Here is a 25,513-nt window from a genome sequence, read left to right as displayed (position 1 = left end):
CCATGCGCTACAGCTTTCCGGCCTTTTGGTCGGCCGAGAGTTTTTTCATCAGCGAGATGCAGGCAAAGACCATGATCACCGCAAAAGGCGGCGCGGCGGTCAAAGAAACTGTCTGCAGGTTCTGCAGACCGCCGGTCATGAGCAGCACGATCGCGAGAACCGCCATGGCGGCGCCCCAGACGACCATGCGCGATTTGGGCGGCGTCAGATCGCCGTGGGTGCTGTACATGGAAAGCACGTAGGTGCCCGAGTTGGCGCTGGTGACAAAGAACGTGGTGATCAGCACCAGCATGACGCATGAAAGCACCATGCCCATCGGGTAATACCTGAACAGCGCGAACGCGCCCACCGAGATGTCTTTCAGGGTTTCGCCGGCGATGTCGATTCCCTGCACGATCTGCAGGTGAAGCGCCGCACCGCCGAAAATGGCGAACCACGTGAAGCTTCCCAGCGCGGGGATAACCAGTACGCCGCCGACGAACTGACGAAGCGTCCGGCCCCGCGAAATCCGGGCGATGAACGAGCCGACGAAGGGCGCCCAAGCTATCCACCACGCCCAATAGTACAGCGTCCAGTTCTTGAGATGGGTCATGTACTTTCCGTCGTACGAGTTGATGTCGAAACTCTGAGAAATCAGGTGGGACAGGTAGTCGCCAACTCCCGTAACCAGCGTGTTCAAAATGGTGATCGTCGGGCCAAGAACAAGCAGGACGATCATCAGGAAGGCGCAGCACGCCAAGTTGAAGTCGGCTACCCGCTTGATGCCTTTGTCAATGCCGAGCGCGGCGCTGCCGGTGTAAAACAGTCCGAGCACGGCGATGATGAAGATCTGAACGAAGGTGCTCTTCGACAGCCCCCAAAGCCCCGCCATGCCGCTGTTCAGCTGGAGCGTTCCAAGTCCCAGCGACGTGGTGATGCCGGCAAGCGTGGCGAAGATCGCCAAGATGTCGACGATTTTTCCGAACGCCCCGCGGACGGCCTTTTCGCCCACCAGCGGGATAAAGATGGAGCTGATGAGACCCGGCGCGTTGTACCTAAACTGCAGGTACCCCAGCGGCATGGCGATGACCGCGTACCCGGCCCACGGGTGAAGCCCCCAGTGGAAGAACGCCGTCTGCATGGCCTGCCGTGCCGCCTCGGCGCTTCCCGGCGCGGCGCCAAACGGCGGGTTCATCAGGTAGGTCAGAGGTTCGGCGGCGCCGTAAAACACGAGCCCGACGCCCATGCCGGCGGAAAAGAGCATAGCAAACCAGCTGAGCGTGCTGAACTCTGGCCGGCTGTCGGCCGGGCCAAGCCTCACAGAACCCCATTTGCTCATTCCAACGTAGATGCAGAACGCGACAAACGCGTTCATGCAAAGCAGATAGCCCCAACCGAATCCGTCGGTCAGGCTGTTGAAAAGCCCGGACGCAAAGCGGCCGAAGTGCTGAGGAGCCAGAAGCCCCCACGCGACGACGGCGAGGGTCAGCCCTACGGAGACGTAATAGACCGTGTTGTCCCGTCGGGAAGATCGCTGTTCTGTCATCGTATCGTCCTTTCATGGGCATTCCGCCCCGAAGGGCGGAATGCCCGTCGTCTTAGAATTTGCTGGGGAACACCTTCGGCCCGTCGAGCGCGACCGTCAGCGAATCGAGCGCCGCTTCAACGCGGCTCGTGCGCAGTTTCCATTCCGCTTCCTTGCTCAGTCCCGGGTCGCCCAGCGGGTACGGCACCGAGACGGTCTGAACCATTCGGTTGCTGCCCACGGTTTTGGCGACATCGATCAGGTTGCACATCACGCAGACCGGGATTCCGGCCCGTTCAATTTCTTTTGCCATCGTTGCACCGCAACGAGTGCAGGTTCCTCAGGTTGAGGTGAGAATCACCGCGTCGACTTTGGCTTCGAGCAGCTCTTTGGCAATTTCGCGGCCGAACTTGGCGGCGAACGCCTGAGTCGTGCCGGTGCCGACGGTCACGTAGTACTTGTGGAAGAGCTTGCCCAGTTTGCCCTGCTTTTCAAAATATCTCATCGCGTCAACCGGCACGCCCCGATCCGGCACGGCGCACATGGCCGCCGGGTCAAAGCCCGCGTGAATGGTCTTAAACTCGCCGGCGGGCAGGCAGTCCTTGCCGTCGATCTCGTAGCTGCCCCACTTCTGGGCCGACGCGCTCTGAATCCGGTCCGGGTTGTCCGACGGGACGACGCCGCTGGAGCTGACCAGCGCCACTGTGGCCTTGCTCAGGTCGACCACGGGACGGGCCGGCGGAATGACGTCGCTCTTAGGAATGACCAGCTCGGTCTGGAACGGCTGACCGGCCAGCTTCTTGAGCAGCATGTCGATCACCCGGTCGTCGGCCCGTACGGCCGCCGGGATTTCGGCCCGGATTCCCCGGCCGAAGTACCCTTCTTCAGCGGCCGGAAGAAGCGGCTCGCCGCGGGCGATTTTCTCGGCAAAGCGCGCCATGGCGGTCAGGTCGTCTTTCATGTACGTGGCCTTGCGTCCGCCCTTGAAAATGTACGCGCTGCCCCGGTACTCGCTGACGCCCGGGTTTTCCTCGTTCATGGACGTGATGACCGGCACGCCGTACTTCTCCGCGACGGCCTTGCAGACGAGGCCGCAGCCTACGCCGTACCGACCGGCCATGAACGCCGGACCGGCGAAGAAAATATCGAACTCCTGCCCGTCGAGAAACGCGAAGATCTCCTTCAGCGCCTCGTCGGTGTGATTGGTGACGTAGTTGTCGCCGCAGATGATGGTGTGGGTAACCTCAACGTCCGGCATCATGCCGTTCAGCATCAGGCTGCAGCCGATAAGTTTTTCCGGGAAGGACGGCGCCGCGTCGGCCGCGGTCTCGCCGCCGACCTGTCCAAAGAACTGGTTGATGTAATGAATCGCTTTCATCGTGGGGCCTCCTTAAAATTCCGCGCAGGTTCTCATCGAGAAGCCGCTGATGTGATTGGCGCAGAACATGCCGTTGTTCTCCATGACCGCCGAGCCGTCCGGGTTCACGCAGCCTTCCCAGCCGCCGCTGTTGCCGTCCCGGGCGAGAGCTTCCAGCTCGCCGATGACTTCCATCGGCTCCAGATTGTACATCTGGCTCACGTTGCCGGTCGTCACCAGCGCGTTCGTTGCCGGGTTCAAGGAAACCAGCGGCTGAGACGCGCCGTCCCGGCCGACGCACTCATCGCTCAGGCCGATCGTCTTAATGCCGAGCCGCTCCAGCTCAACGAGCATGGCGGTGTAGTCCACGTCAGGGTTGCCGTATCCCTCTTCTATGACGACAGCCCCTTTGGCGCCGACCGCGACGGCAATTTGTCCGGCCATCTTGACGCAGCGGAACTTCTCGTCCATCTTCGGGTTCAGCGTGGACATGACGACGCCGAGGAAGTTAATCGTCTTGCCGTGCTCGGCGTACAGGCGGCGGATCATCGGGTTCACCTGATACTCGTAGGTGGAGATCTTCGAGCTGGTGGGCATGAAGCTGCCGCTGACTAAGCAGCCGTCCAGCAGTTCGTTCGGGTGCATGAACGTGGGCAGGATGTCATGGCCGTCCCAGCCGTAGATCAGCGTGTTGTAGCCCTTAGCTTCCATCTGGGTCTGGGGCTGAAGCACGCAGACGACGCCGGGCAGGGCGCGGGTCTTCTCGTCCCGGGCGTCAAGCGGCGGCAGGTCAAAGACGTCGACGCTTTCCGGCTTCAGGTCTTTCACGCACTGTCCTATATGCTCGGCCAGCCTCATGCCGGCCCAACGAAGGGCGTGGTTTTTCTTCTGCTGTTCCCGCTGCTCGAACAGCTCGTCGGTGTCCGCCACGAGCACCAGATTGGGCATATCGCCCCAGATCGTGTAGTGCTGGTACGGGCCAGCCATGTCGATCAGTCCGTCCTGGAAGCCGCCCCAGTGACGACCCACGACCAAAAGCGAGCAGTCGGTCAGACAGTGGGTCCGCCCTTCGCCGGCCAAGTTCATCGGCGAGGTGACGCCGGGGAAAATCCCCTCTCCGCCGGACACCTTGCACCGCATCTGAACGCTCTCCTTGACCGGGCATAGGCGAACCTTGTCGCCCGGGTAGACGATCCGAAGATCCGCTTCTGTGATGTGCTCGTCCTCCCGCACTACTGCCAGAAGCTCTTCCCGGTTCAGGGTCAACACACCGTCCCGGTATGACGTCTCACCCCCGAAAACCATGGACTTGACAGGAAAATTGCCGATTTCCAATCGCACGTTCATCACTCCTTATCATGTTTCATGCAGATTTAATGAAACTTTACGTTTCATTATCTGTTTTTTACGTCGTTTATCTATGACGAAAAACCAGAACCTGTCCGTCACGCAAAATGTGACGCCCCCGTCGTCAGACGGGGGCATCGTTATGGTATTTATATTCAAAATGAATAAAAAGCGAGGGAGCCAAAGGCTCCCCCGCCAGTTCCTCTCAGCATTCGCTCATTCCTTCGGCCCTGCCGGGCCGCCGAATCAACTCTAACGTCGAAAAACTCCCTATTGTTCCTCCGCACTCAGCCGACCGGTTGACGTTCGGCCGGAAAGAAGGAACAGAATCGCGGCCAAAACCTGAGCGGCGACCGAAAACAGGACCATCTCCCAAAGCGACCGCTCGTACAGCCAGCCCATGAACCAGCTGCCCAGAAATAGGCAGACGCCGAACGCGGTCTGGAACGTGCCGTAGCCCGAGCTGCGCCGAGCCTTCGGCACCAGACGGGCGACCGCCGCCTTGAGCACCGACTCCTGAGCGCCCATGCCAATTCCCCAGAGCGACGCGCCGACCCAGAGCGCCCACTGCCCGGGCGCCAGAAAGACGAAGAACCCGAACGGTGCCGTCAGCAGCGTTGAAATCACCAGCGCCTTGGTATCCCAGCGGTCGTACAGCCAGCCGAAGAACAGCGCCGCGAAGGCGTCAACCGCCATGGCGCCGGCGTACAGAAGCGGCAGTTCGCCCGGCGTCAGCAGGTTCGTTTTCGCCGCGTGCATGGTAATCAGCGGAAAATCCATGAACCCTAACGAAAACAGGCTGATCCCGGCGATGTACAGCGTAAACCGCCGTCCCCAGCCGAAGCGGGAAAAGTTCTCCGCCCGGCTTTCGGGCTCGAAGTTCTCCGGCGTCGGGAAAAGGTACCGGGCGACGAACAGAAGGGCCAGCGTGACCAAAGCCGGAAAGATCAGCAGGGCAAAGCACCGGCGGTACGCGGCAAGGCTCACGGCAGACGAACGGGCCATGACGGCAAAGAGGATCACCGGGCCGAGGAACGCCCCCAGCTGGTCGAGGAACTCCTGCAGGGCGAAGCTTTTTCCGACGCCGTTTTGAGAAGCCACAAACGACAGCAGGGTATCCTTCGCCGGCTTTTTAAGCGCCTTGCCGCCCCGCTCGACGATCAGCAGGGCTGCCGCCCAAAGCCAACCGTTTTCGGGCACCAGCGCCAGAGCCGGGACGGCGAACAGGTCTATCGCGTACCCGAGGATCGTCAGGGTCCAGTACCATTTTGTCCTATCGGCCAGACGTCCTGTCAGGTACCGAAGCGAGTACCCTGCCAGCTCGCCAAAGCCGGAAATGAAGCCGACCGCCGCCGCCGACGCGCCGGTCAAAGTTAAGTACGCGCCCAGAATGCTTTTGCCGCCCTCGTGAGTCATGTCCGAGAACATGCTCACGACGCCCATCAGGACGATGAAGGCCAGAGCCGACCGGCGAAGCCTCCGGCTGCTGGCAGCCTCCGTTTCAGGTGGAGTCACGGCCGCGCCCCCTCTAAGTCGATCAATACAGGCCGAACAGCTTTGGGCAGACGTGGGTCAGCTCGGTGATCTCCACCAGCTCAAAGATTCCGGCAACCCAGATAAACCACGCCGCGTCGAAGACTTCCCGGCGGAAAACCCGCGGAACGACGACGTACTCTTTCGGCTCGCTGTAGTGGGAGAACTTGGGGAAAAACGCCGGCACTTCCTTCATGTACTGCCGGTACTCGTCGCCGAACTTGGCGATCAAGTCCCGTTCCTCTGAGGCCATGACGCCCGGATAGACGACCGCGAAGGATAGGGCCACCAGCAGGGTCAGAACGATCGACTTGGTGCAGCAGCCGACGCCGACGGCGCCAAGGAAGCTGAACAGGTACAGCGGATGGCGGCATATCGAGTACGGCCCTTCGGTCACCAGCCGATCCAACTTGTACCCGGCGATGTACTGGGCGCACCACAACCGGCCGACCGTCGCCAGCCCTAAAAGGACGCAGGCCACGGCGGAAAGGGCTTCCTCGCTCACCGGCGACCGCACGGCCAAAATCTTGTTCGACAGCACGTACAGCGCGATGAAGGCCAGCCCCCACAGCTGAGACAAACGAGTCCGATGACGCACAAAAAATTCCATGTTATTTCCCCCCTACAAACCAGCTCACCGCCAAACGCCGCAGCAACACCACAAGCCCGAACGCTTTTACACTTTACCCAAAATTTCCGATATCAGGCGATAAGACGGGCCCCTTTTCGTCGACGACACAGCTTACGCCTTTTTTTCCGCCGACAGCCCGATAGGCTTCAGGAACTTTCGCGCCGCAATTGTACCGGCATACGAGTTTAGTCAACTAAAGTAGATTCAAAATAATACCGCCCCTCTCAGGTTCGAGAGGGGCGGGGGAAAGCGTCGGCTATGACAGGTCGAGAAGTTCTTCCCGGTACGCGTGGCGCAGCAGCTCGGCAACGCTGTTGCAGCCCAGCTTATCCATCATTCGCCGCCGGTGGGTATCCACCGTGTTCTTTGAGATGCCCAGCTCGTCGCCGATCGCCTTGCTCGTCAGGCCTTGGGCCATCAGAGCCAGCACCGACTTTTCGCGCTCGGACAGGACCATCGAACGGGCAGGGCCGTCGTGAACGGCCCGTTTGAGCCTCAGGTAGTCCTCCACAAGGAGCTGAACGACGCCGCCGGCGAGGTACAATCGCCCTTCGGCAACCGTCCGAACGGCCGTCAGCAGTTCGTCAGTGGCGCAGTCCTTCAGCAGGTAGCCCTTGGCACCGATGCGCAGCAGCTCGCTGATGAACCGCAAGTCGTTGTGCATGGAAAGGGCGAGAATCTTCGTCTCCGGGAAGCTTTCCACAAGGCGCCGGGCGCACTCCACGCCGCCGATGCTTGGCATAGTCATATCAAGCACCGCCACGTCGGGGCGCTGCTCGCGGACGACCGCTAAGCCGCTCTCGCCGTCGGGCGCCGAACCGACGACCTGAAGGTCCGGGCGGCTCGCAAAAATTTCCATCAGCCCGGCGATGAACATTCTGTGGTCGTCAATCAGGACAAGCCGAATCATTCGTCTGACCTCCCCAACATCCGGGGAGCCGTCATGACGACCGTGGTCCCCTTTCCCGGCTCGCTGAGGACGTTCAGCTGTCCGTCTATGGTCAGCAGCCGTTCCCGTATGCTGAACAGCCCGTATCCCGTTCGGGCGTTCCCTTCGGTCCGAAGGGACGGCGGAACAAACCCCACGCCGTCGTCCTCCACGATGACCTGAATTTTCCCCTGCCCGCGCCGAACCCGTATGGCCGCGTGCTTCGCCTTGGAGTGTTTTGTGATGTTGATTAAAAGCTCCCGGGTCATTCGGTACAGCAAGACGCATATTTCGTCGTCCACCGGCAGAGCGGTCACCGCGTCGTCGTCGCCTTGGAACGTCCAAACGATCCCCAACGGCGTGAAGATGTTTTCGGCCAGCGTCTCTAGGGCGAAGTTCAGCCCGAGGTCTTTCAAGACCGGCGGCGACAGCTTAAAGATCAGCGTCCGGGTCTCCTCGACCAGCCCTTCAATTTCTTTTTGGCACCGGCGGCTCAGCTCCCGGCTCTCGTCGTCCGACGAACGAGCTTCAAGCTCTCGGACTAAGTGCAACAGGGATACCAGCGAGTACCCGACCCGATCGTGAATGTCCGCGGCGATTTCCCGCCGGGTCTGCTCTTCCGACAAGGTCAGCCGGGCCGCGAGGTTGCGCAGCTTTTCCTGTGAATCCTGAAGCGCGCTCGCCGCGGCCTTCCACTTGGTCTGGTCGAAAAAAATCACCGCGACCCGGTCGGGCGGCAGGTAGAACGCCATCGCTTCCAAGTACGTGCCGGTCGAGGGACTGTGTCCTTCGCTCCGCGCGGCCCGGCGGCGGGTCACGGATGCCCGTATCAGGTCGGACCAGCGCGCTTCGCCGTTCGGCCACACCTGAGCGAAGGACCGGCCGATGACCTGCTCTCGCTTGACCTTCATGACCTTTTCATAGGCTTTATTCACGTCCAGATACATCACTTTGTCCAGGTCAAACGGCCCCGGGTTCACCCGGTACACAGCGATAGGGTCGAACACCTGTTCAAAAAAGAGTTTTCCTAAATCTCCGGTCCCGTAACTTGTTTCCATGCCGGCCTCCTTCAGCTGCCGCGCTTTTTTCGGCAAGTGTTTTTATTATAGCCCGACGGGCGGGGGGAACGCACGAAAAAGCCCCGGACGCGGAGGCGTCCGGGGCAGAAACTAGACGAAAATCAGATAGCCGTTTTCGATCGGCTTGTACTCCGACTTGGGGTACAGGCTGTCGTAGGCCACTCGCCGCTGGTCGTCGAGGACCAAAATCCGGTGGCCGTCCTCGAGGGCCGGCAGGGCTTCCAATTTTTTATCGAGCCGGTAGACGCCGTTTTCCCGCCGCTTGGACGGCCAGACGAACGTCTCGGCGTCGAAGGCCGGCAGATGGTCCAGCGAACGATAGGCGTAGCTGCCCACGTGGCAGATTTCCTCTCCCGGGTGGTCCGGCGACGGCTCGAACAGCGGATGAAGCGCGTCCCGCCCGCCGTTGCGCGGCGTGTGAAGGAACCCTTCGCCCTGCCGGTCGTCCAGCGCTCGGACTGGCGCGTCGAACGACTCGTACACGCCTGATGAGTCCAGCCCGGTGAACCGAAGCAGGTACACGCCTCGATAGTCCGGCAGCTTGTCGACGGTAAAGGTTGTGAGAACTTCGTGAATCACTAAGTCGTACGAGTCCAAGTCGCAGGCGATCCATTTGGTCCCAAGGCGGGCTTCCCACGCGGCCGGCTCGAGCGGCTGACTTTCGGCCCGCTCGAGCTCGGGAAAGCGCCTGACCCGGTCGCTGAAGCATAGGAACTGATGGCCGTCGCTCTCCTCGACCCATCGGGTCTCGTCCTTCAGCGGGGTGACGAGCTTTTCCCCGTCGAATTTGTAGTCGGTGAACGCCCGGTTTTTGCGCTCCTCGCCGCAGCAGTAGAAGTCAGCCCACGCGCTGCCGCCGGACATCCCAAGCGTCTCGCTGGGAGCAAGCCACGGGCCGGCGAAGAGCTTTTTGTCCTCTTCGGTCATCAGCTGGGCGCCGCGCGTCACGTTGATTCCCTGACGGCTCAGGGCCTTTTCAGCCGCGCGCATGGAGATGAAGAACGTCTCGGGCTGAAAGCCGCAGTCGTGAGTGTGGCTCAGCGCCACGACAAGGTCATAGCGCGGGCAGACCCAAAACGCGGTGGTGTACTGGAAGCTGTTGCCGCCTTTGGCGCAGACGCCTTCGCCCCAGTCAAAGTCAGGGTGCTTCAGCGACACGTTATCCCAGCCCAGGCCGTACAGCTCGCTTTCACAGTCGGACCGGCAGAAGGTCCGGCCTTGGCGCTTTGCCATTTCAGCGACGGACGATCGGCTCAGGACTGGGGAGTCGGCCAAAAAGATTCGGCCGAACCGGCACAGGTCTTCCATAGTGGTGGTAAACCCGGCAGCCCCGCCGATCTGCATTCGCTCGGCCGGGTGGTCGCCCTCGGCGATGACCGGGTAACTGGCGTTCTCGCAGCTGCTCAGCCGGGTGCTTTCCATGCCGAGCAGACCGGTGATGTTTTCTATGCACCACGTCCCGTAATCCTCCCCAGTGACGGCGGCGACAACCATTTCAGCCAACGTGAAGCCGTCGTTGCAGTACACGCTGTACGCGCCAGGGTCGGCCTTGAGAGTGCAGCGACTGAAGTAGTCGAGGACGTCGTCGTAATAGCCTGGCGTCCAGCGGCTCACGGCAAAACCGCGCCACATCGTCCCTGGCAGGCCGCTGGAGTGGTTCAGGCAGTGGCGCAGGGTGATATGGTCGCTCCGCTTGTCGAGGGTGTGAAACGCCGGCAGGTAGCGCACAACCGGCTCGTCGAGGCTGACGAGCCCCTTTTCGACGAGCTTCATGACGCTGACGGCGCAGAAAATTTTGGAAACCGACGCCACGTTGTTGGTGCCGATCAGGCTGGCCGGCTGGTTCGATTTGCCGCTCACCGCGCCGGACGCGAGAAGATTTCCGCCCTGATTGACCGCGTACGCGACCCAGGTGAATTTTTTAGGCAGGTGGGCCAAAAGGATATCGTTAATCTCCTCGTCGCCGCGGGTCGTCACCGTGTCTTTTACGATTTCCGGCGTCGGCTTCCCGTCGGTTGGCGCGACGTTCCTCGTCTTGTCAGTCCCGTTTTCGTTTTTCTCAGTCACGCTTTTCATCACCTTTCCAATTCTCCAGCCCGTTGATTTTCCTCCAGAAGTGACAGGCGACCGTCCGGTTCCCCGGCGCCGGCTCCAGCTGAGGCATTACCTCGGCGCACCGCGGCTTGGCAAACCGGCACCGAGTGCGGAACGCGCAGCCTGACGGCGGGTTGATCGGGCTGGGGACTTCGCCTTCCAGCTTGACCCGCTCGCCGCCGCTTCCCGGCTCGGCCAACGGAATAGCCGAGATGAGCGCCTTCGTGTAGGGGTGAAGGGCTTCCTCAAAGACCCGGTCGCAGGGACCGAGCTCGACCAGTTTTCCAAGATACATAATGCCCACCCGGTCGCTGATATGGCGGACCATCGACAGGTCGTGGCTGATAAACAGGTAGGTGAGCTTCTCTTCCCGCTGGAGCTTGATCAGCAGGTTGACGATCTGAGCCTGAATGGACACGTCCAGCGCGGAAATCGGCTCGTCGCAAACGATGAACCGAGGCTCAAGCGCCAAGGCGCGGGCGATGCCGACGCGCTGGCGCTGGCCGCCGCTCAGCTCGTGAGGGAACCGGTTGGCGAAATCCTGAGGCAGCCCGACCTTTTGGAGCAGGTCGTTAACGCGCCGGATCCGATCCGGCCCGGTCAGGCGGTAATGGACGTCCATTCCCTCGCGGATCAGCTCGGCGATGGTCATTCGAGGATCCAGCGACGAATACGGATCCTGAAAAATCATCTGGACGTCCTTCTTGAACGCCAAAAGCTTTTTGCCGCTCAAAGACGCCACGTCGACGCCGTCAAACGTCACGGTTCCGCTCGTGGGGTGATAGAGCCGCAGGACGGTTCGGCCGCAGGTCGTTTTGCCGCAGCCCGACTCGCCCACCAACCCGAGGGTCTCGCCCTCTCGGATGTCAAAGGTCACGTTGTCCACGGCCTTGACGGTCCGCCCTTTACCGGCGGGAAACCACGTGCAGAGGTTCTTTACGCTCACCAAGGGCGTCATCCGGCACACCTCCCCTGACCGTCAAAGACCCGGGGGGCGCGCGGGTCCATCAGCCAGCAGTTCGCGCGGTGCGTTGGGCTCAGGACGGTCTCGTCCGGGTGGGACTGTTCGCAAATGCTCATGCGGTACTTGCACCGGGCCGCGAAGGGACAATGGTTCAGCGGCAAAATCAGGTCAGGCGGCGTGCCGCCCAGCGCGTACAGTTCCCGCTTGCTGCCCTCCGACGGGCGTGGCACCGACTGGAGCAGAGCCTGCGTGTACGGGTGCTGGGGGTTGTGGAAAATATCGTCCACCGTGCCGCGCTCGATCACCTGACCGGCGTACATGACCTGCACCCGGTGGGCGAAGTTGGCCACCACTCCCAAGTCGTGGGTCACCATCACAATCGCCGTTCCCATCTGCTGCTGAAGCTCCTGAAGCAGGTCAAGAATTTGGGCCTGAATCGTCACGTCGAGCGCCGTCGTCGGCTCGTCGGCCAAGAGCACCGACGGGCTGCAGGCCAAGGCGATGGCGATCATCACCCGCTGCCGCATACCGCCGGACATCTGATGCGGGTAGTTTTTCATCCGCAACTCCGGGTCTGGAATCTTCACCTTCCGAAGCATTTCCAGCGCCTCGCCGTACGCCTGACGCTTGGACAAATTGCGGTGAAGCAGCAGCGTTTCCATGATCTGCTTGCCACAGGTCATGGTGGGGTTCAGGCTGGTCATCGGATCCTGAAAGATCATTCCCACCTGCTCGCCCCGGTAGGCCATGAGCTGGCGCTTGTTCATCGCCAGGACGTCCTGTCCGTCGTAAATCACTTTGCTACCCGGCTCAATTTGGGCGAACCCCTTAGGCAGCAGCCGCATGACGGCCTTAGCCGTCACCGTTTTGCCGCAGCCCGACTCGCCCACAAACGCCAAAGTCTCGCCCCGGTTCAGGTCAAACGACACGCCCCGCACGGCCCGCACTTCCCCGGCGTAGGTGTGAAAACTGACCCGCAGGTCTCGAACCTGCAGAAGTGGCTGATTCATTTTGTCCGTCATGGCCGCGCCTACTTCCGAAGCCGCGGATCCAGCGCGTCGCGCAGTCCGTCGCCCAGCATGGTGAAGCAGAGCATGGTGATAGCGATCATCAGCGCGGGGAAGAACAGCTGTTCCGGGTAGAAGGTGAAGTTCGTCTGAGCCAGAGCCGCCAGCGCGCCCCAACTGGTATTCGGCGGCTGAATGCCCAATCCGACGTAGCTCAAAAACGCCTCGCCGAAAATGTAGCCGGGAATTTCAAACGAAATGGAGACCAGCACCACGCTCAGCACGTTGGGCAGCAGGTGACGCCAGATGATCTTCCAGCTGGAAACGCCCATGGCCTGAGCGGCCAGCACGAACTCCTGCCGTTTGATCTGGAGCACCTGTCCGCGCACGAGCCGGGCGTCGCCGCACCAGCCGGTAATCGTCATGGCTAAAAGCAGCGTCCCGATCCCCTTGCTTTGCAGCACCACGCTCAGCAAGATCACGACGACCAGATAAGGAATAGAAATGCAGATCTCCAGAAACCGCATCATCAGGTCGTCGACCCGGCCGCCGAAGTACCCCGACACGCCGCCGTAAATCGTCCCGACGACCGAGGAAATCAGGGCGCCGGCCAGCCCGATAATCAGCGACACCCGGCCGCCGACCCAGACCCGAGCGAACGTGTCCCGGCCCAGCTGGTCGGTTCCGAACAGGTGCTGCAGGCTCGGCGCCAAGTTGCGGGACCGGCTGATCGCCGAGAACTTGTACCCGCTCAGGGCGGGCCCAAAGATCACGAGGAAGCACAAAATCAACAGCACGACCAGTGCCGCCAACGCCAGCTTGTTCTGTTTGAACCGGCGCCACGCGTCCTGAGCGTAGCTCACCCGAGGGCGCGCCAGCGTCTGATGGGTTTGATCCGCCGGTCCAAGGGGCTGAAAAAGTTCGTCGTCCATCGCGAGCCTCCTAGTCGTCCGTCAGGCGGATCCGCGGATCCACGAGCATGTAGGCGAAATCGACCGCCAGCTGCATAACCACGAACAGACCGGCGAAGAAAATCGTCGTGCCCATGGTCATCCAATAGTCGTTGTTGTTGATCGACGACACGTAATAGAACCCGATGCCGGGAATGGAAAACATCGTCTCGGTGATGAACGCGCCGCAGAAAATGCCGACGATCTGGCTGGCCAAAAGCGTAATGGACGGCAGCATGGCGTTTCTCATCACGTGCCGGGTCACCACCTGAAACTCGCTGAGCCCTTTCGCCCGGGCCGTCAGCACGTAGTCCTGCCCCAAAACGTCCAGCATGGACGACTTGATGTAGCGGGCGTAGGTCGCAATGGTCCCGAAGCACATCACCAACACCGGCAGCACGAAGTTCTTCTTGAGCCCCCAGCCGCTGGCCGGAAGCCAGTGCAGCTTGACGGCGAATACGTACTGAAAGAGCGACCCAAGCACGAACACCGGAATCGTGATGCCCAAAATAGCGATGAACATCACAACGTAATCGGGCCAGCGGTTTTTAAAAAGCGCCGCTAGGACGCCCAGCGCCACGCCGACGACGAGGCCGATGACCAAAGCCAAGCCGCCGACGGCCGCGCTGACCGGAGACGTTTGGGCAATCGTCTGAGCCACAGAACGGCCGGGGAAGACGACGCTTTCGCCCAAATCTCCCCGCAACAGGTTCTTCATGTAAATGCCGTACTGCTCGACGAGCGGCTTGTCCAGCCCATAGCGGGCGTAAAAGTTGGCCTTCGTCTGTTCCGGCAGATTGCGCGCCATGCTACTCAGCGGATCGCCGGGAATGGCCCTCATGAGAAAAAACGTGGCGGTAACCACCACGAACAGCGTAAAAAACATGTACCCCAGTCGTTTCAGAACGTATTTCGCCATAAAGCCCCTCTCCCTGAGCACGAGAACTGCCATGAAAAAGGCCCCGCGGTTTCCGCGGGGCCGAAAAAACGGCAGCTACTTCCGGCCGTCGGTATAAGTGTACAGATTCCCTTCCGAGTTGAATCCCAAAACGGAGACGTTCTTCACGAACTTGGGGATAAAGTTATGCACGACTGACTGGACGACCGGCGCCACGACGCAGTCGTCCACGACGGCGATGTGCTCGGCCTGAACCAGCTCGTCAAGGCGCTTGGCGTCGTCCATCTCGTGAGCCGCGGCCTTCATCAGGCTGTCAAACTTCTCGTTCTTCCAGCCGGTCCGAATCATGTCGCTGTCGCTCACCAAGATGCTCAGCAGATCGTACGGATCGCTGTAGTACGCGCCCCACGCCATGAAGCCGATCTGATAGTTGTGCTTTTCCAAGTTGCTGGAGAAAACGCCCCACTCTTTGAAGTCGATTTCAAGCCGAACGCCAAGCGTCTCGGCGCAGACCTGCTGGAAGAAGTCGCCCATGTTGCGCATGAATGCGTCAGTGCCGCCCAGCGAGAACACGACCTTCAGAGCCGCCGGATCGTCGCCCAGGCCCTCTTCCTTCATGCCTTCCAGTAGCAGGTCTCTCGGCGTCTTGCCCTCTTTCTCCAGCTCGGCGTACTGCTCGTCAAACAACTTGCCGCTGTGGGCGCGGAAGTTTTCCGTCCCGATGGCGGAAGCGTCCAGAACCCAGCCGTTCGCCGGGGCGCGAAGCCCGCCGTAGACCATGTCGTTCATCATCTCCCGGTCAAAGGTCAGGGAGAACGCCCGACGAATCTTCGCGTTCTTGAAGATCTTGTCGCGGGTGTTGAACATGGCAAAAGCGACCGTGTTGCTGACGATCTTGTTGTACTGCAGGTCGTTCCGGTTCTCGAGCTCCTGAACCTGCTCCTTCTTGCTGGCGTTGAACCCGTCGATCTGACCGGCCAAGAACTGGTTGTACGTCGCTGCCGCGTCGCCGCTGATCAGCCAAGTCACGCGCTGAAGGTGAACGTTCTTGGCATCAAAGTAGTTCTCGTTTTTGACCGTCACCAGCTTGTTGTTGTGAACCCACTCGGTCACCTTGAACGCGCCGTTGCTGATCCAGTACTTCGCCTCGGTGCCGAACTTGTCGCCCCACTCCTTCACCTTGTCCTCGCGCTGAGGGTAATACACCGTCTGGTTGATCATGTTGAGGAAAATCGGCGTGGGCTCCGACAGGGTGAACACAACCGTCTTGCTGTCCGGCGCCGAGACGCCCAGCTTCTCTACCGGCATCTCGCCGCGGCTCACCGGGCCGTAGTTAGCCAGCGGCTCAAGGAAGAACGAGTTCGGGCAGCCCACTTTGGGATCCGCGCTGCGGCGGATGCCGTACACGTACTGCTCGGCTGTCACAGGCTCGCCGTCGCACCACTTGAGGCCGTCGCGGAGGTGGAACGTGTAGACCTTGCCGTCTTCGCTCACGTCCCAGCTTGAAGCCTCCATCGGCTGCATCTTGTATTGGCCGTTCTCGTCGATCAGCCGAACGAGCCCTTCCATGCAGTCCATCTCAATATTTGAGCTGTACGCGTCAGACCGACGGCTCACGTCAAGCGTCGTCGGGTCAGCTCCTAAGTTTAAGTTCAGGTACATGTTCTCGTCCATTTTCACGCCCGCAGGCGCCGGAGCCGCAAAAGCCGCGCCAGCCGCCAAAACAAGGATCCCCAGAGTTGAAGCCAAACCGCGAGTCATAGACACGTACGCTCACACTCCTTATTTAGTCCTTGAGGTGCCCCTACGCCGAAATTATATCGTTCACTTAAGTTCGTGTCAAAATAATAAAGCACTTCTTAGAATTTTGCGGACCGTTTTCCCGTCGGTTTTCGCGTCTTCTCTGTACAGGATTAAAGAGAAGCCGACGCGCCTTCCAGCCAGACAGCAGATAGTCAGCCGATTGACGCCCTTTATCCGGCCGTGCAAAGAGCCGAACGATCAATTGATTTCCTCAAAAACGAGAAACGCCCTCCTTCGTGTGGAGGGCGTTTCGTCGTCAAGCTTTATGATCTGATGAGGTCACAGTACATCATTGACTGAACCTGCGTCCGAGCGACGGGAACGGTGCCGTCCCCGTCCGCGAACGAGTCGACCGCGGCCTTGACAATCTTGAGGTCCTGCTCGGTAAAACTTTGGCCGAAGAGCCAGCTCGTGTACCGCAGGTACAGCGTCTCAGGAGACGTCCGGCCGGACCGGTGAACCACATCGGTTCGGAAATCCGGGAAGTAGCCGTCAGCCATCAGGAGGTTCATCAGGAACAGGGAGTCGTACCCGCCGTGGGTATGAGGCTCCCGGGAAATCATTTTCGCCACGTCTTCTAAAAAGCGGTCCTCGTTCTTCAGCCACGAGGCGACGAACAGCCCCCGACGGGCAAGCCGAAGGATCTTGGGGTAGTTCTCGTAGTAGGAGATGACCGGGCTGTGAGCGATGAACAGGTAGTCGTACCCTTCCGCCGACTCAAAGTCCTGAAACGCCGCGTTGTGAATGACGACCGGCGCGCCGTTGGGGCGGGCGGTAAAGTCTTTCGCCTCTTTGACCATCTCGGTCGAAGGCTCCAACCCTTCGGCCAGCGCCCCGGCGTCCAGCAGCTGTTTCAGGTACCGCCCGGAGCCGCAGCCCACGTCGAGAACGGTCCGGCCTTTCAGCTCGGCGTGAGACGACAGAAAAGCGAGGCAGCCGTCAGAAGCCCCCGCCGTTCCCAGCCGAAACTCTTTGACCCGCCGGTTCCACATCTCGTTGGACTGAACCATGTCCTGCGCGGGCTTTGTCAGCTGGCCGACGCACAGATCCCGCAGGGCAGACAGGCTATTCATGAACCGTCACCGGCTGGAAGCTCTCCGGGTAGGTTTTCAGCAGGTCGGCATAGACGTTCTTTCCCACGAAGACGTTGTAAATTTCCCCCGCCTTCTTCTCCAAGTCCACGTCCTGAAAAACTTCCGGGTGAACCGCCTTCCCGATGGCGTACAGGTCGAGAATCGCCGTGTCATAGTTCATGCCGTAGGTGAAGTAAGGCAGAATCGCGAAGGTGTTCTTTGTCTGGAACGCCTTCAGCGACTTGTAAAAATCCGGGTCGGACTTCATGTCCTCGCGGATCGTATTTCTGCCGCTCAGGTCGACGATGATAAAGTCCGGATCAAGGTCCAGCAGCTTTTCCCGGTCGATCATCACGCTCGCCTGATCCGTCAGGCTGTCCATGACGTTGTTCGCCCGAACGGTGGTCAGCAGGTCGGCGTGAGACTTTGTGGACAAAATCCCCTGCTCGCCCCGGAAGCTGCACCCGCCCAAGTAGACCCGCTGTCCGTCTTTGGGAACGGACGCGACCCGCCCGGTCAAGTCGGCCCGTGCTGTCTTGATGAAGTCAACGATCTCGGCCGCACGGCGGCTCTCTCCCATCGTCTCGCCGATGATCTCAAAAGACCGGTTCGCGTCCTCGCTGAAGATCGACGCGCCCTTGACCAAAGCCAGCCCGACGACCGGCACGTTCACCTTTTTCTGGAACTCGTCAAGCTCGTCTTTTGTGTTTCCATAGGCCATAAAAATGACATCCGGCGCCTGATAGGCCATCTGCTCGTAGTCGGGCGCGAACTTCGGGCCGCCCTTGCCCACAACCGGCAGGTTCCGCAGTTCGGGGAACGCGAGGAGAACGGTCTGACCGGTGAGCGAGTGCCCGCCGGCGGCCGCCTTTTCAATTCCTGCCAGCCGGTCCGGGCCGCAGACGTAGACGAAAAGCTGCAGCACCCCGTGTCCCAGAGACAGGGCCTTCTTCGGCACGGACTGAAAGGTCACCTGCCGACCCGTAACGTCCGTCACGGTGTAGGGCTCGTCAGCGTACGACGAGACACAAAGGGCGGCCAACAGGGCCGAGGCGGCGAAAAACAGAGCTGTTTTTTTCACAGGACATCCTCCTCAGTTCAAAATGATAATTTTTCGACTGCCGAAACGCTCTACGGTTACATCCAGATGATAGACCTGCTGGATGGCCTCCTGAGTGATCACTTCCTCGCCGCCGTAGGCGAAGATTCGCCCCTCTTTCAGCAGGAGGAACTTGTCCGAAAACTGCAGAGCCAAGTTGACGTCGTGAATGCTGAGCAGCGCCGCGATGCCCTTTTCCGCGCAGTACTCCTTCAACAGGCGCATGACTTCCACTTGGTTTTTGATGTCCAAGCTGCTGGTTGGCTCGTCCAGCAGGATAATCTCCGGCTCCTGGGCGAGGGCCCGGGCCAAGACGACTTTCTGAAACTCCCCGCCGCTGAGCTTTCCCGCGTCCCGGAGCGCAAAGTCCTCCAAATGAAGCCGGCCGATGATCTCTTCGACCTTGCGGTAGTCCTGCGGCAGGGCCCGGCCGTTCATGTAGGGCACGCGGCCGGTCAGGATCAGGTCAAAGACGGTGCTTCGGATCGGCTCGTTCTGCTGGCTCACGCAGGCCATCATTCGGGCCAGCTCGCGGCGGCCCGTCCGCTCCAAGCTTTGGCCGTTCACGTAGACGGCTCCGGCGGACGGACGGAGCGTTTTATTCAGGTTTTTCAGCAGCGTCGACTTGCCGGCGCCGTTAATTCCCAGAATTGAAATGAACGTGCCCCGCTCCACTTCAAAGCCGATATCCCGCAGAATGTACCGGTCGTACTTGAACGACAGGTTTTCGGTTTTGACGAGGCTCATCTCAGCGCTCCGTCATCAGCAGGTACACGAAAACCGGCGCGCCGAGAAGCGACGTCACCGCGCCGACTGGAAGGACCAGCGGCGACACGGCCGTCCGGGCGACCGCGTCGCCGGCCAGCACGATCAGCGCCCCGGTCAGCAGGGACGCGGGGATCATGAACCGTTTGTCCTCGCCGATGACCCGCTTGACCATCGCCGGCGCGAGGATCCCCACGAAGCCGATAATGCCCGCAAAGGCGACGCTCACCCCGGTATTCAGAGCCGCCAAGGCGATTGACAGGTTCCGAATCGCCTTTGTGTTGACCCCCAGCGAGTGGGCGGTCCGCTCGCCCATGTCCATGGCGTTGAACTGCCACCTGAGACGGTGCACGGCCAGAACCGACAGGAGCGTGACTGTCATGATGATTCGGATTTCCGAGTAATTGATCCGCCCTAAATCGCCGAAGGTCCACGACACGGCCGAGGCCAGCTCGGTGTCGTCGGCCAAGAACTGGACGACCACAATCATGGCGCCGAACAGCGCGTTGACCGCCACGCCGCCCAGGAGAACCGTCGTCCGATCGGAACGCTTGAGGCTCGAAAGGGCCAGCACAAAGACCATGCAGCAGATGGCCGACAGGAACGACACGCCGCTCGTGACGAGCGAGCTCGTTTCCAGTCCCAGCCGGGCAAAGACGATGATCGCCACGTTCGCCCCGAAGGCCGACGCGGACGATATCCCAAGCGTTGACGGCGAAGCCAACGGGTTGTTGAGCACCGACTGGATGATCAGCCCCGACAAGGCGATGCTCACCCCGACGAAGAAGCCGCCGATAATCCGCGGCATACGGATGTCAAACACGATTCGGGCGTGCTTTTCCACCGGCGGGCCGAAGTTCAGCAGGGCATTCAGGCTCTCCCGGACCGTCATGCCCGACGAGCCGATGTTGAGCGAAACGACCGCGATAACAGCCAGCCCGACGGCCAGCAGGACGATGAACGACACCTTTCTGGCAAGGTACTGCCGATACTGGCGCTGCAGAAGCGTTTCTCCCTGTTCCACCCGTCTCGCCCCTCTTCACCGTTCAAGTACAAAAATGGCTCCTGCTGCCTGAAGGCCGCTGGAGCCACCAGTCCTCCGCTGGAGTTCACCGTTAAATTATAAGTTAGCCTAAATAAACTGTCAACGTTCTGCGGCGCCCACCAGCTTTCCTCCGCCGGTGCCTCCCGCTCGGCCCTATTCCGCGTCCCCGGAAAACAGCTTGGAAAACTGAACCGGCGCGTCAAACTTCTTGCCGGCGTGACGGCTTTTGAGGATGTTCACCGCCGCGCTCAGCAGGTTGGCCAACGAGAGCATCGGGCCGATGGTGTTGATGAACAGCCGGGTCGCCGTCGGAGCGGTCAGCAAGAGGTCACAGTACTGGGCTATCGGCGCCTTCAGGTGATCGGTCAAGCCGAGAATCGACGCGCCCTGACGGCGGGCGAACTCGCAGACCTTGGTGGTCATAATGTAATAGTCGGGCATGGATATGGCAATCAGGGCGACGCCCTTGCCAAGCAACGGCAGGGCGGCGTGCAGGCTGTCGTTCTGTTCCGTATTCATCACCACCGCCGGCAAGCCCATAATTGCCAGCCGCATGGACAGGAAATCGGCGACCTGCATCGACACGCCCCGGGCAGCCATGAGGGTAACCCGCGATTCGACGATCATCTCGGCGGCATGGAGCAGGGACACCGGGCCGACGCTCTCGAAAAAGCCTCGCGACACTTGGGCTTCCTCGTCGCAGATCTGGGCCATCAGCTTGGCCGGCTCGCTCAGCTCGTACGACGGGACCTCCATGTTCGGGTAGCCGCACTGCTCCTGTATGTCCACCTTCGCCTTGAGGGTCAAATACCGGCGGAACTCGTACTTCAGCTGGTTGTAGTTCTCAAACCCCAGCGCCGCGCACGTGTGAAGCACGGTCATCTCGCTGACGCCTGCGGCCGCCGCCAGATCCCTCAGAGTCATGAACGCCATGGACTCCGGGTCGGCCAGCATGATGTCGGCGGTGAGCCGCTGTTTTTTCGTCAGCTTTCCGTACCGGCTGCGGATTACATCGGTAACGTTTTGAGTCATAACCTTCCCACCTGTAGAGTTCGTCTTTTTTCGATTGTAGCACAGCAGCCGGCCGAACGAAAAAGCGGCGCCCAAAGGCGCCGCCTAAGACCTTACGTGAGGTAAACGAAGAAGCCGGTGAACTGAAGCGATGACGCCAGCAGGATGAACAGGTGCCAAACCGTGTGGTTGTACCTCATGCTCTCCTTGGCGTAGAAATACACGCCGGCGCTGTACGCCAGCCCTCCGCCCAAGATAAACAGCAGGAAGCCCCAGCCCACCCGCATGACGAGTGACGGCGCCAAGGCCAAGGACATCCACCCCATGACCAAATACAGCGTCACGGAAATGATCTCGGTCCTGTTCAGCCCGCCCCAACAGAAGCTGACCGCCTTCAACAGAATACCAACGAGCGCCAGACTCCATATGACCGACAGCAGGGAGACCATCAGCGCGCCGTGGTACGGCACCAGAATAATCGGCGTGTAGGCCCCGGCGATGCAAAGGAAAATCGACGAGTGGTCCATCAGCCGAAAGAAGTTCTTCGTCCGTCCCTGACGAAAGCTGTGATACAGCGTCGAGCTGAGATATGTAAACAGCAGGCACGCCCCGTAAATCGAAAACGCCACGATTCGACGGGCGCTGAGATCCGCAATGGACTTCCACAGCGTCAGGCCGAGAAACGCCCCGGCCATCAAAAAACCAATCCCGTGCGTGACGGCGCTCATCACGTCGTCGCGCCGCTCTTCCCGAGTAAACTCCGGCAGACTGTTGCCTTTCATCGTCTCACCTTCCCCTTTTGCTCCCCGCCGATGGCCGACAAAGGAGCCGATGATGGCCTCGCAAAGCATTCATATTATACCCGGTCAAATAAACAACGGCGCCCGCCTTTTCGGCAGGCGCCGTTTTCCCCATCAGAACAAGAACTTGACCTGCAGGCCGGCGTTCCAGCGCCGGGCCGCGCCGTCGCCGCCCCATCGCTGTCCCCACAGCTCCAGCCGGCTCCACGGCGACAGGTTGACCTTCACGCTCCCGCCGGCGCGCCAATAGTTCCCTTCGTAGCTCTCGGACAGCCGAGAGCCGACCCAGGACAGGGTCTCGTCGCCCTGAAAGTTCCGGCCGACGGCCAGCCAGAGTGAGCCGGTCCCGTTGGCCCAGCTTCGGGCGGCACGAACCCCGGTCTCGCCGCGCCAGACGGTCGTGGCGTCGACGCTCAGCGCGTCGCCGTCCAACCGACCTTGAGCGGAGCCGACGCGCCGGGACGTGACCGAGGCCCATGGCGTTATCTCAAAGCCGCTGATCTGGAAGGCCTTTTCGACCTGCAGTTTTCCGGCCCAGCCGCGGCGGATCATCGCCCCTTCCAGCTGACCGCCGGACGTCTTGATCCTCTCGCGGCTCACGGCTGCCGACAGTTTCACGCCGCCCAGGTGGACGCTGCCCCACAGGCCGGCGGCAAAAGACCGAGATGAGACGCTGTCAAAATCCCTTTTGACGCCCGACAGAGCGAGCCCCCAAGCGGCGTTACCCGCCGCTTCTTTTCCCCAGAAGGTGTTCCAGCCGTCCTCGTCGAAGTCGTGGCAGACGAGGCCGTCGTCGCTTTCCACCGTTCCCCGGCCGCGCCAAACCGACGCGTCGGCGCCCGGCTCGCCGATGAGAGGATCGTCAAGCCACAGGCCCGACGCCAGCCCGGCCGCAGTCTCTTCAAGTCCCTCATAGAGACGGCGCGGGGGATTGCCGTTTAATCCGTCGCGGCGAACCAGATACATTCCCTCCGGCAGGCCCAGTTCCGACCCGAAAACGAGGTCGTCCTGATACATCGACCGCCTGCCGTGAAAGGCGTCCAGCACAAAAGAGCGGCTCTGCACCCCGGTCACCAGAGCCGTGGGCTTGTACGTCGCCGCGCGGCTCTTGTCGGTCACGTCCAACGCAAAGCGGCCGCTGGCCGCCTGAGTAACGATAATCTGCGAGGAAGTCCCGGCCTGCAGGTCAGCAGCCATCAGGAACTTGCCGTTCCCCTCAAGCCGCTGGGCCGTGACGGTACGCCCGCTCTCTCCCGTCAGGTCGACCGTTCCCCCGCGAAGCGCCAGCGTGGAGACCCGGCTGCCGTAAGGCGAACCGATCGGGTCGTACTCCCCCGTGTCATGATTGTAGTCATAAATCTGGACGTCCTTGGGCCGCCACGTCCCGGCCAAGGTGACGTTCAGCTGGCTGACCGTGTCGGGAATATCGGTCGGCTTGCCGTCGCCGTCCGGGTCGATCAGTCGGTCGCAGACCAACGCGCCGCCCTCCCACCGACTGCCGGGAGCAAACGTCAAGTTCACTCGGCCCGGCGAGTCGGTCATATCAGCAGACGTCTCGCAACGGACGTTTCCGTTCAGCCGCGTCACGCGATCCAGCGTGATCGAACCGCTGAACGCGTCGACTGCCGTGCTGTACTCCGACTCGACCGTCACGTCCGCCGGACCCGAAACGCTTACCGAGCCGCCCTGCGCCGCATGAATCGCCATCGCCGCCGGGCCTTTCGTCAGCACAGAAAACGGGCCTTCCACCTCAATGGAACCACCCCGGGCCGCGACGCCGCCGCCAAGTTCCGCCTCGGTCGTCACGGAAACGCCCTTCTGAAACGAAATCCCGCCGCCGTTCATCGCCCACACGCCCATGCCGAGGAAGCCGGACGTGTGAACTTCCGCGCGGTCGGTGAACGTAATCTCCCCGCCGGCAGCGTTCACCGCAAAGGACGCCGGCCCTGTCGTCTCGACCTTCGGCCCGGCGGTGACGATGCTTCCGCCACGCAACGCCATCAGCGCGGTGCTCGACTCGCCCGACGTAGTCACTTTTTTCAGATTCGGCAGGTGAATTTCCGACCCAACAGCCATGACAGCCGGGGCCCCGCTATCCGTCACCGCAATGACATCGTCGTCCCGCGTCTCCACAGCCCCGCCGGCAAACGACGGCGACGCAGCCATCGCCAACGCGACGGCAGACAGAAAGGATAACTTCAACCGCATGAGAGAACCTCCGTCTTTGACACTACCCTCCCGCTCAAGGACAACTGTTCCCTCAAACAGATGCCGCCCTCACCGTACGCGCCCGTACCGAACAAATTTCTTCCGCCGAAAAGTTACTCCAGCGGCTTTTCAGCGCTCAGGAACACTTCCTTGTTGAACTCGCCTTCCGCCTTGCAGATCAGCAGCGTGCAGATGCTGTCGCCGGTAATGTTGGCCGTCGTGCGTCCCATGTCGATAATGCGGTCAACGGCAAAGACGAGCCCAACGCCCTCAAGCGGCAAGCCGACGCTTGCCAGAACCATGCTGAGCATCACGGTTCCGGCACCGGGGACACCGGCCGTTCCGACTGCCGACAGCGTGGCCGTCAGCACCACAAAAAACAGCTGAGACGGCAGAAGCGTCACGCCGTAAATCTGAGCGACAAACAGCGCCGCCACGCCCTGCATCAGCGCCGTGCCGTTCATGTTCACCGTCGCCCCCAACGGCAGAGTGAACGCGGCAATCCGGCCCGACGCGCCAAGCTGTTCGGTCGTCACAGCCATGTTCAGCGGCAAGGTGGCGTTACTTGACGCCGTCGAGAACGACAGAGCCATCACCTTGCCGAACTTTCGGAGATACGTGAACGGGCTCAGCCCATGGCTCGCCAACAGCCCGCCGGCGACGAAAACTCCCCACAGAGCCAACCCCAAGTAGAACACTCCCACATAGCGGGCCAACGGCAGCAAAGCATTAAAGCCCAGACTGCCCATCGTACGGGCCATGAAACCGAAAACGCCGTACGGCGCCAGTTCCATCACGACCCCGATCAGGTGCATCAGCACGTCGTTCAGCTCGTTCAAAGCCCCGGCCAGCCGGCGCGTTTTCTCTCCCAAAACGGCGATGCCGACGCCGATAAACAGCGAGAAGACGATGATCTGAAGCATATTGCCCGTCGACAGCGCGTTGAACGGATTCGTGGGCACCAGCTGCAGCAGCGTGTCCCACACGTTCCGAGCCGCCGAAGTATTCGCCGCCACCTGAGGCGCCGACGCCTGCAGAGACGCCAAATCAAGCCCCGCGCCGGGCTTAAAGAAGAGCCCTAAGGCCAGACCGATCATACAGCTCACCAAAGTCGTCAGGGCGTAGTAGACGAGCGTTCTGGCGCCGACCCGCCCCAGCTTGCCGATATCGTTCATTCCCGCGACGCCGTTCGCAATGCTCACAGCGACCAGCGGCGGAACCAACATCATAATCAGCCGCAGGAAAATTTGCCCCATAAAATTGAACAGGCCGCCGACCAACAGCTGATCCCGCAGAAAGCCGGGATCCATACGGTTCACAGCCAGACCAATCAAAATGCCCGCAACGAGCCCAACCATCACGCGGGCCGTCAGAGAACTTTTCTTTTTCATCGTGCTCTACCCCTTTCACAAAATAT

21 protein-coding genes are annotated in these 25,513 nt (G+C 60.9%); all 21 read right to left on the bottom strand.

Annotated features, from left to right (window positions below):
* Nucleotides 1–7: 7 nt before the first annotated feature.
* On the bottom strand, nt 8–1,525 hold the full coding sequence (locus tag HMPREF1249_RS01445; protein WP_008522100.1) for a BCCT family transporter: 1,518 nt from the start codon (nt 1,523–1,525) through the stop codon (nt 8–10).
* A gap of 52 nt (nt 1,526–1,577) precedes the next feature.
* The gene (locus HMPREF1249_RS01435) at nt 1,578–2,882 is read right to left on the bottom strand and encodes a glycine/betaine/sarcosine/D-proline family reductase selenoprotein B (protein ID WP_021775701.1); all 1,305 of its coding nucleotides are present in this window, start codon (nt 2,880–2,882) and stop codon (nt 1,578–1,580) included.
* A gap of 12 nt (nt 2,883–2,894) precedes the next feature.
* Nucleotides 2,895–4,202, bottom strand: a complete 1,308-nt coding sequence (locus HMPREF1249_RS01430; protein WP_021775691.1) for a glycine/sarcosine/betaine reductase component B subunit — start codon at nt 4,200–4,202, stop codon at nt 2,895–2,897.
* 276 nt (nt 4,203–4,478) lie between these two features.
* Nucleotides 4,479–5,723, bottom strand: coding sequence for an MFS transporter (locus HMPREF1249_RS01425; RefSeq protein ID WP_008522417.1), 1,245 nt, complete (start codon nt 5,721–5,723; stop codon nt 4,479–4,481).
* 22 nt (nt 5,724–5,745) lie between these two features.
* Complete coding sequence (locus tag HMPREF1249_RS01420) at nt 5,746–6,351, bottom strand: methyltransferase family protein (protein ID WP_021775677.1); 606 nt, start codon at nt 6,349–6,351, stop codon at nt 5,746–5,748.
* 277 nt (nt 6,352–6,628) lie between these two features.
* Complete coding sequence (locus HMPREF1249_RS01415; protein ID WP_008522086.1) at nt 6,629–7,282, bottom strand: response regulator; 654 nt, start codon at nt 7,280–7,282, stop codon at nt 6,629–6,631.
* Nucleotides 7,279–8,358, bottom strand: a complete 1,080-nt coding sequence (locus tag HMPREF1249_RS01410) for a PAS domain-containing sensor histidine kinase (RefSeq protein ID WP_021775752.1) — start codon at nt 8,356–8,358, stop codon at nt 7,279–7,281. Before HMPREF1249_RS01410 ends, HMPREF1249_RS01415 begins: the two co-directional genes overlap by 4 nt.
* A gap of 111 nt (nt 8,359–8,469) precedes the next feature.
* Entirely contained in the window at nt 8,470–10,455 is a 1,986-nt protein-coding gene (locus tag HMPREF1249_RS01405; protein WP_035786660.1) for a serine hydrolase domain-containing protein, read from the bottom strand.
* Nucleotides 10,439–11,431, bottom strand: a complete 993-nt coding sequence (locus HMPREF1249_RS01400; protein ID WP_021775686.1) for an ABC transporter ATP-binding protein — start codon at nt 11,429–11,431, stop codon at nt 10,439–10,441. Before HMPREF1249_RS01400 ends, HMPREF1249_RS01405 begins: the two co-directional genes overlap by 17 nt.
* Nucleotides 11,428–12,459, bottom strand: coding sequence for an ABC transporter ATP-binding protein (locus HMPREF1249_RS01395; protein WP_008522078.1), 1,032 nt, complete (start codon nt 12,457–12,459; stop codon nt 11,428–11,430). The genes HMPREF1249_RS01400 and HMPREF1249_RS01395 overlap by 4 nt, the downstream gene beginning before the upstream one ends.
* A gap of 8 nt (nt 12,460–12,467) precedes the next feature.
* Complete coding sequence (locus HMPREF1249_RS01390; RefSeq protein ID WP_008522077.1) at nt 12,468–13,376, bottom strand: ABC transporter permease; 909 nt, start codon at nt 13,374–13,376, stop codon at nt 12,468–12,470.
* A 10-nt stretch (nt 13,377–13,386) separates the two neighbouring features.
* Entirely contained in the window at nt 13,387–14,313 is a 927-nt protein-coding gene (locus tag HMPREF1249_RS01385) for an ABC transporter permease (protein ID WP_021775727.1), read from the bottom strand.
* Nucleotides 14,314–14,388: 75 nt separating this feature from the next.
* Nucleotides 14,389–16,053 (bottom strand): peptide ABC transporter substrate-binding protein, encoded by a 1,665-nt coding sequence (locus HMPREF1249_RS01380; RefSeq protein ID WP_008522075.1) that lies wholly within the window; start codon nt 16,051–16,053, stop codon nt 14,389–14,391.
* 305 nt (nt 16,054–16,358) lie between these two features.
* A complete protein-coding gene (locus HMPREF1249_RS01375; RefSeq protein WP_021775683.1) occupies nt 16,359–17,168 on the bottom strand; it encodes a class I SAM-dependent methyltransferase in 810 nt (269 codons plus the stop codon).
* Entirely contained in the window at nt 17,161–18,249 is a 1,089-nt protein-coding gene (locus tag HMPREF1249_RS01370) for an ABC transporter substrate-binding protein (protein ID WP_008522405.1), read from the bottom strand. Before HMPREF1249_RS01370 ends, HMPREF1249_RS01375 begins: the two co-directional genes overlap by 8 nt.
* Before the next feature lie 12 nt (nt 18,250–18,261).
* Nucleotides 18,262–19,014, bottom strand: a complete 753-nt coding sequence (locus tag HMPREF1249_RS01365) for an ABC transporter ATP-binding protein (RefSeq protein WP_008522071.1) — start codon at nt 19,012–19,014, stop codon at nt 18,262–18,264.
* 1 nt (nt 19,015) lies between these two features.
* Nucleotides 19,016–20,056, bottom strand: a complete 1,041-nt coding sequence (locus HMPREF1249_RS01360; RefSeq protein ID WP_008522404.1) for a FecCD family ABC transporter permease — start codon at nt 20,054–20,056, stop codon at nt 19,016–19,018.
* Nucleotides 20,057–20,230: 174 nt separating this feature from the next.
* Nucleotides 20,231–21,109, bottom strand: a complete 879-nt coding sequence (locus HMPREF1249_RS01355; protein WP_008522067.1) for a MurR/RpiR family transcriptional regulator — start codon at nt 21,107–21,109, stop codon at nt 20,231–20,233.
* A 92-nt stretch (nt 21,110–21,201) separates the two neighbouring features.
* On the bottom strand, nt 21,202–21,870 hold the full coding sequence (trhA, locus tag HMPREF1249_RS01350) for a PAQR family membrane homeostasis protein TrhA (protein WP_196792679.1): 669 nt from the start codon (nt 21,868–21,870) through the stop codon (nt 21,202–21,204).
* 132 nt (nt 21,871–22,002) lie between these two features.
* The gene (locus HMPREF1249_RS01345; RefSeq protein WP_008522064.1) at nt 22,003–24,096 is read right to left on the bottom strand and encodes a pertactin-like passenger domain-containing protein; all 2,094 of its coding nucleotides are present in this window, start codon (nt 24,094–24,096) and stop codon (nt 22,003–22,005) included.
* A 113-nt stretch (nt 24,097–24,209) separates the two neighbouring features.
* Nucleotides 24,210–25,487, bottom strand: a complete 1,278-nt coding sequence (locus tag HMPREF1249_RS01340; protein WP_008522402.1) for a dicarboxylate/amino acid:cation symporter — start codon at nt 25,485–25,487, stop codon at nt 24,210–24,212.
* Between the last annotated feature and the right edge of the window lie 26 nt (nt 25,488–25,513).

The sequence above is a fragment of the Jonquetella sp. BV3C21 genome (assembly GCF_000468895.1).
GTDB lineage: Bacteria > Synergistota > Synergistia > Synergistales > Dethiosulfovibrionaceae > Jonquetella > Jonquetella anthropi.
Note: the sequence above shows the minus strand (reverse complement) of the source record. Positions and strands in the feature narration are given on the sequence as shown.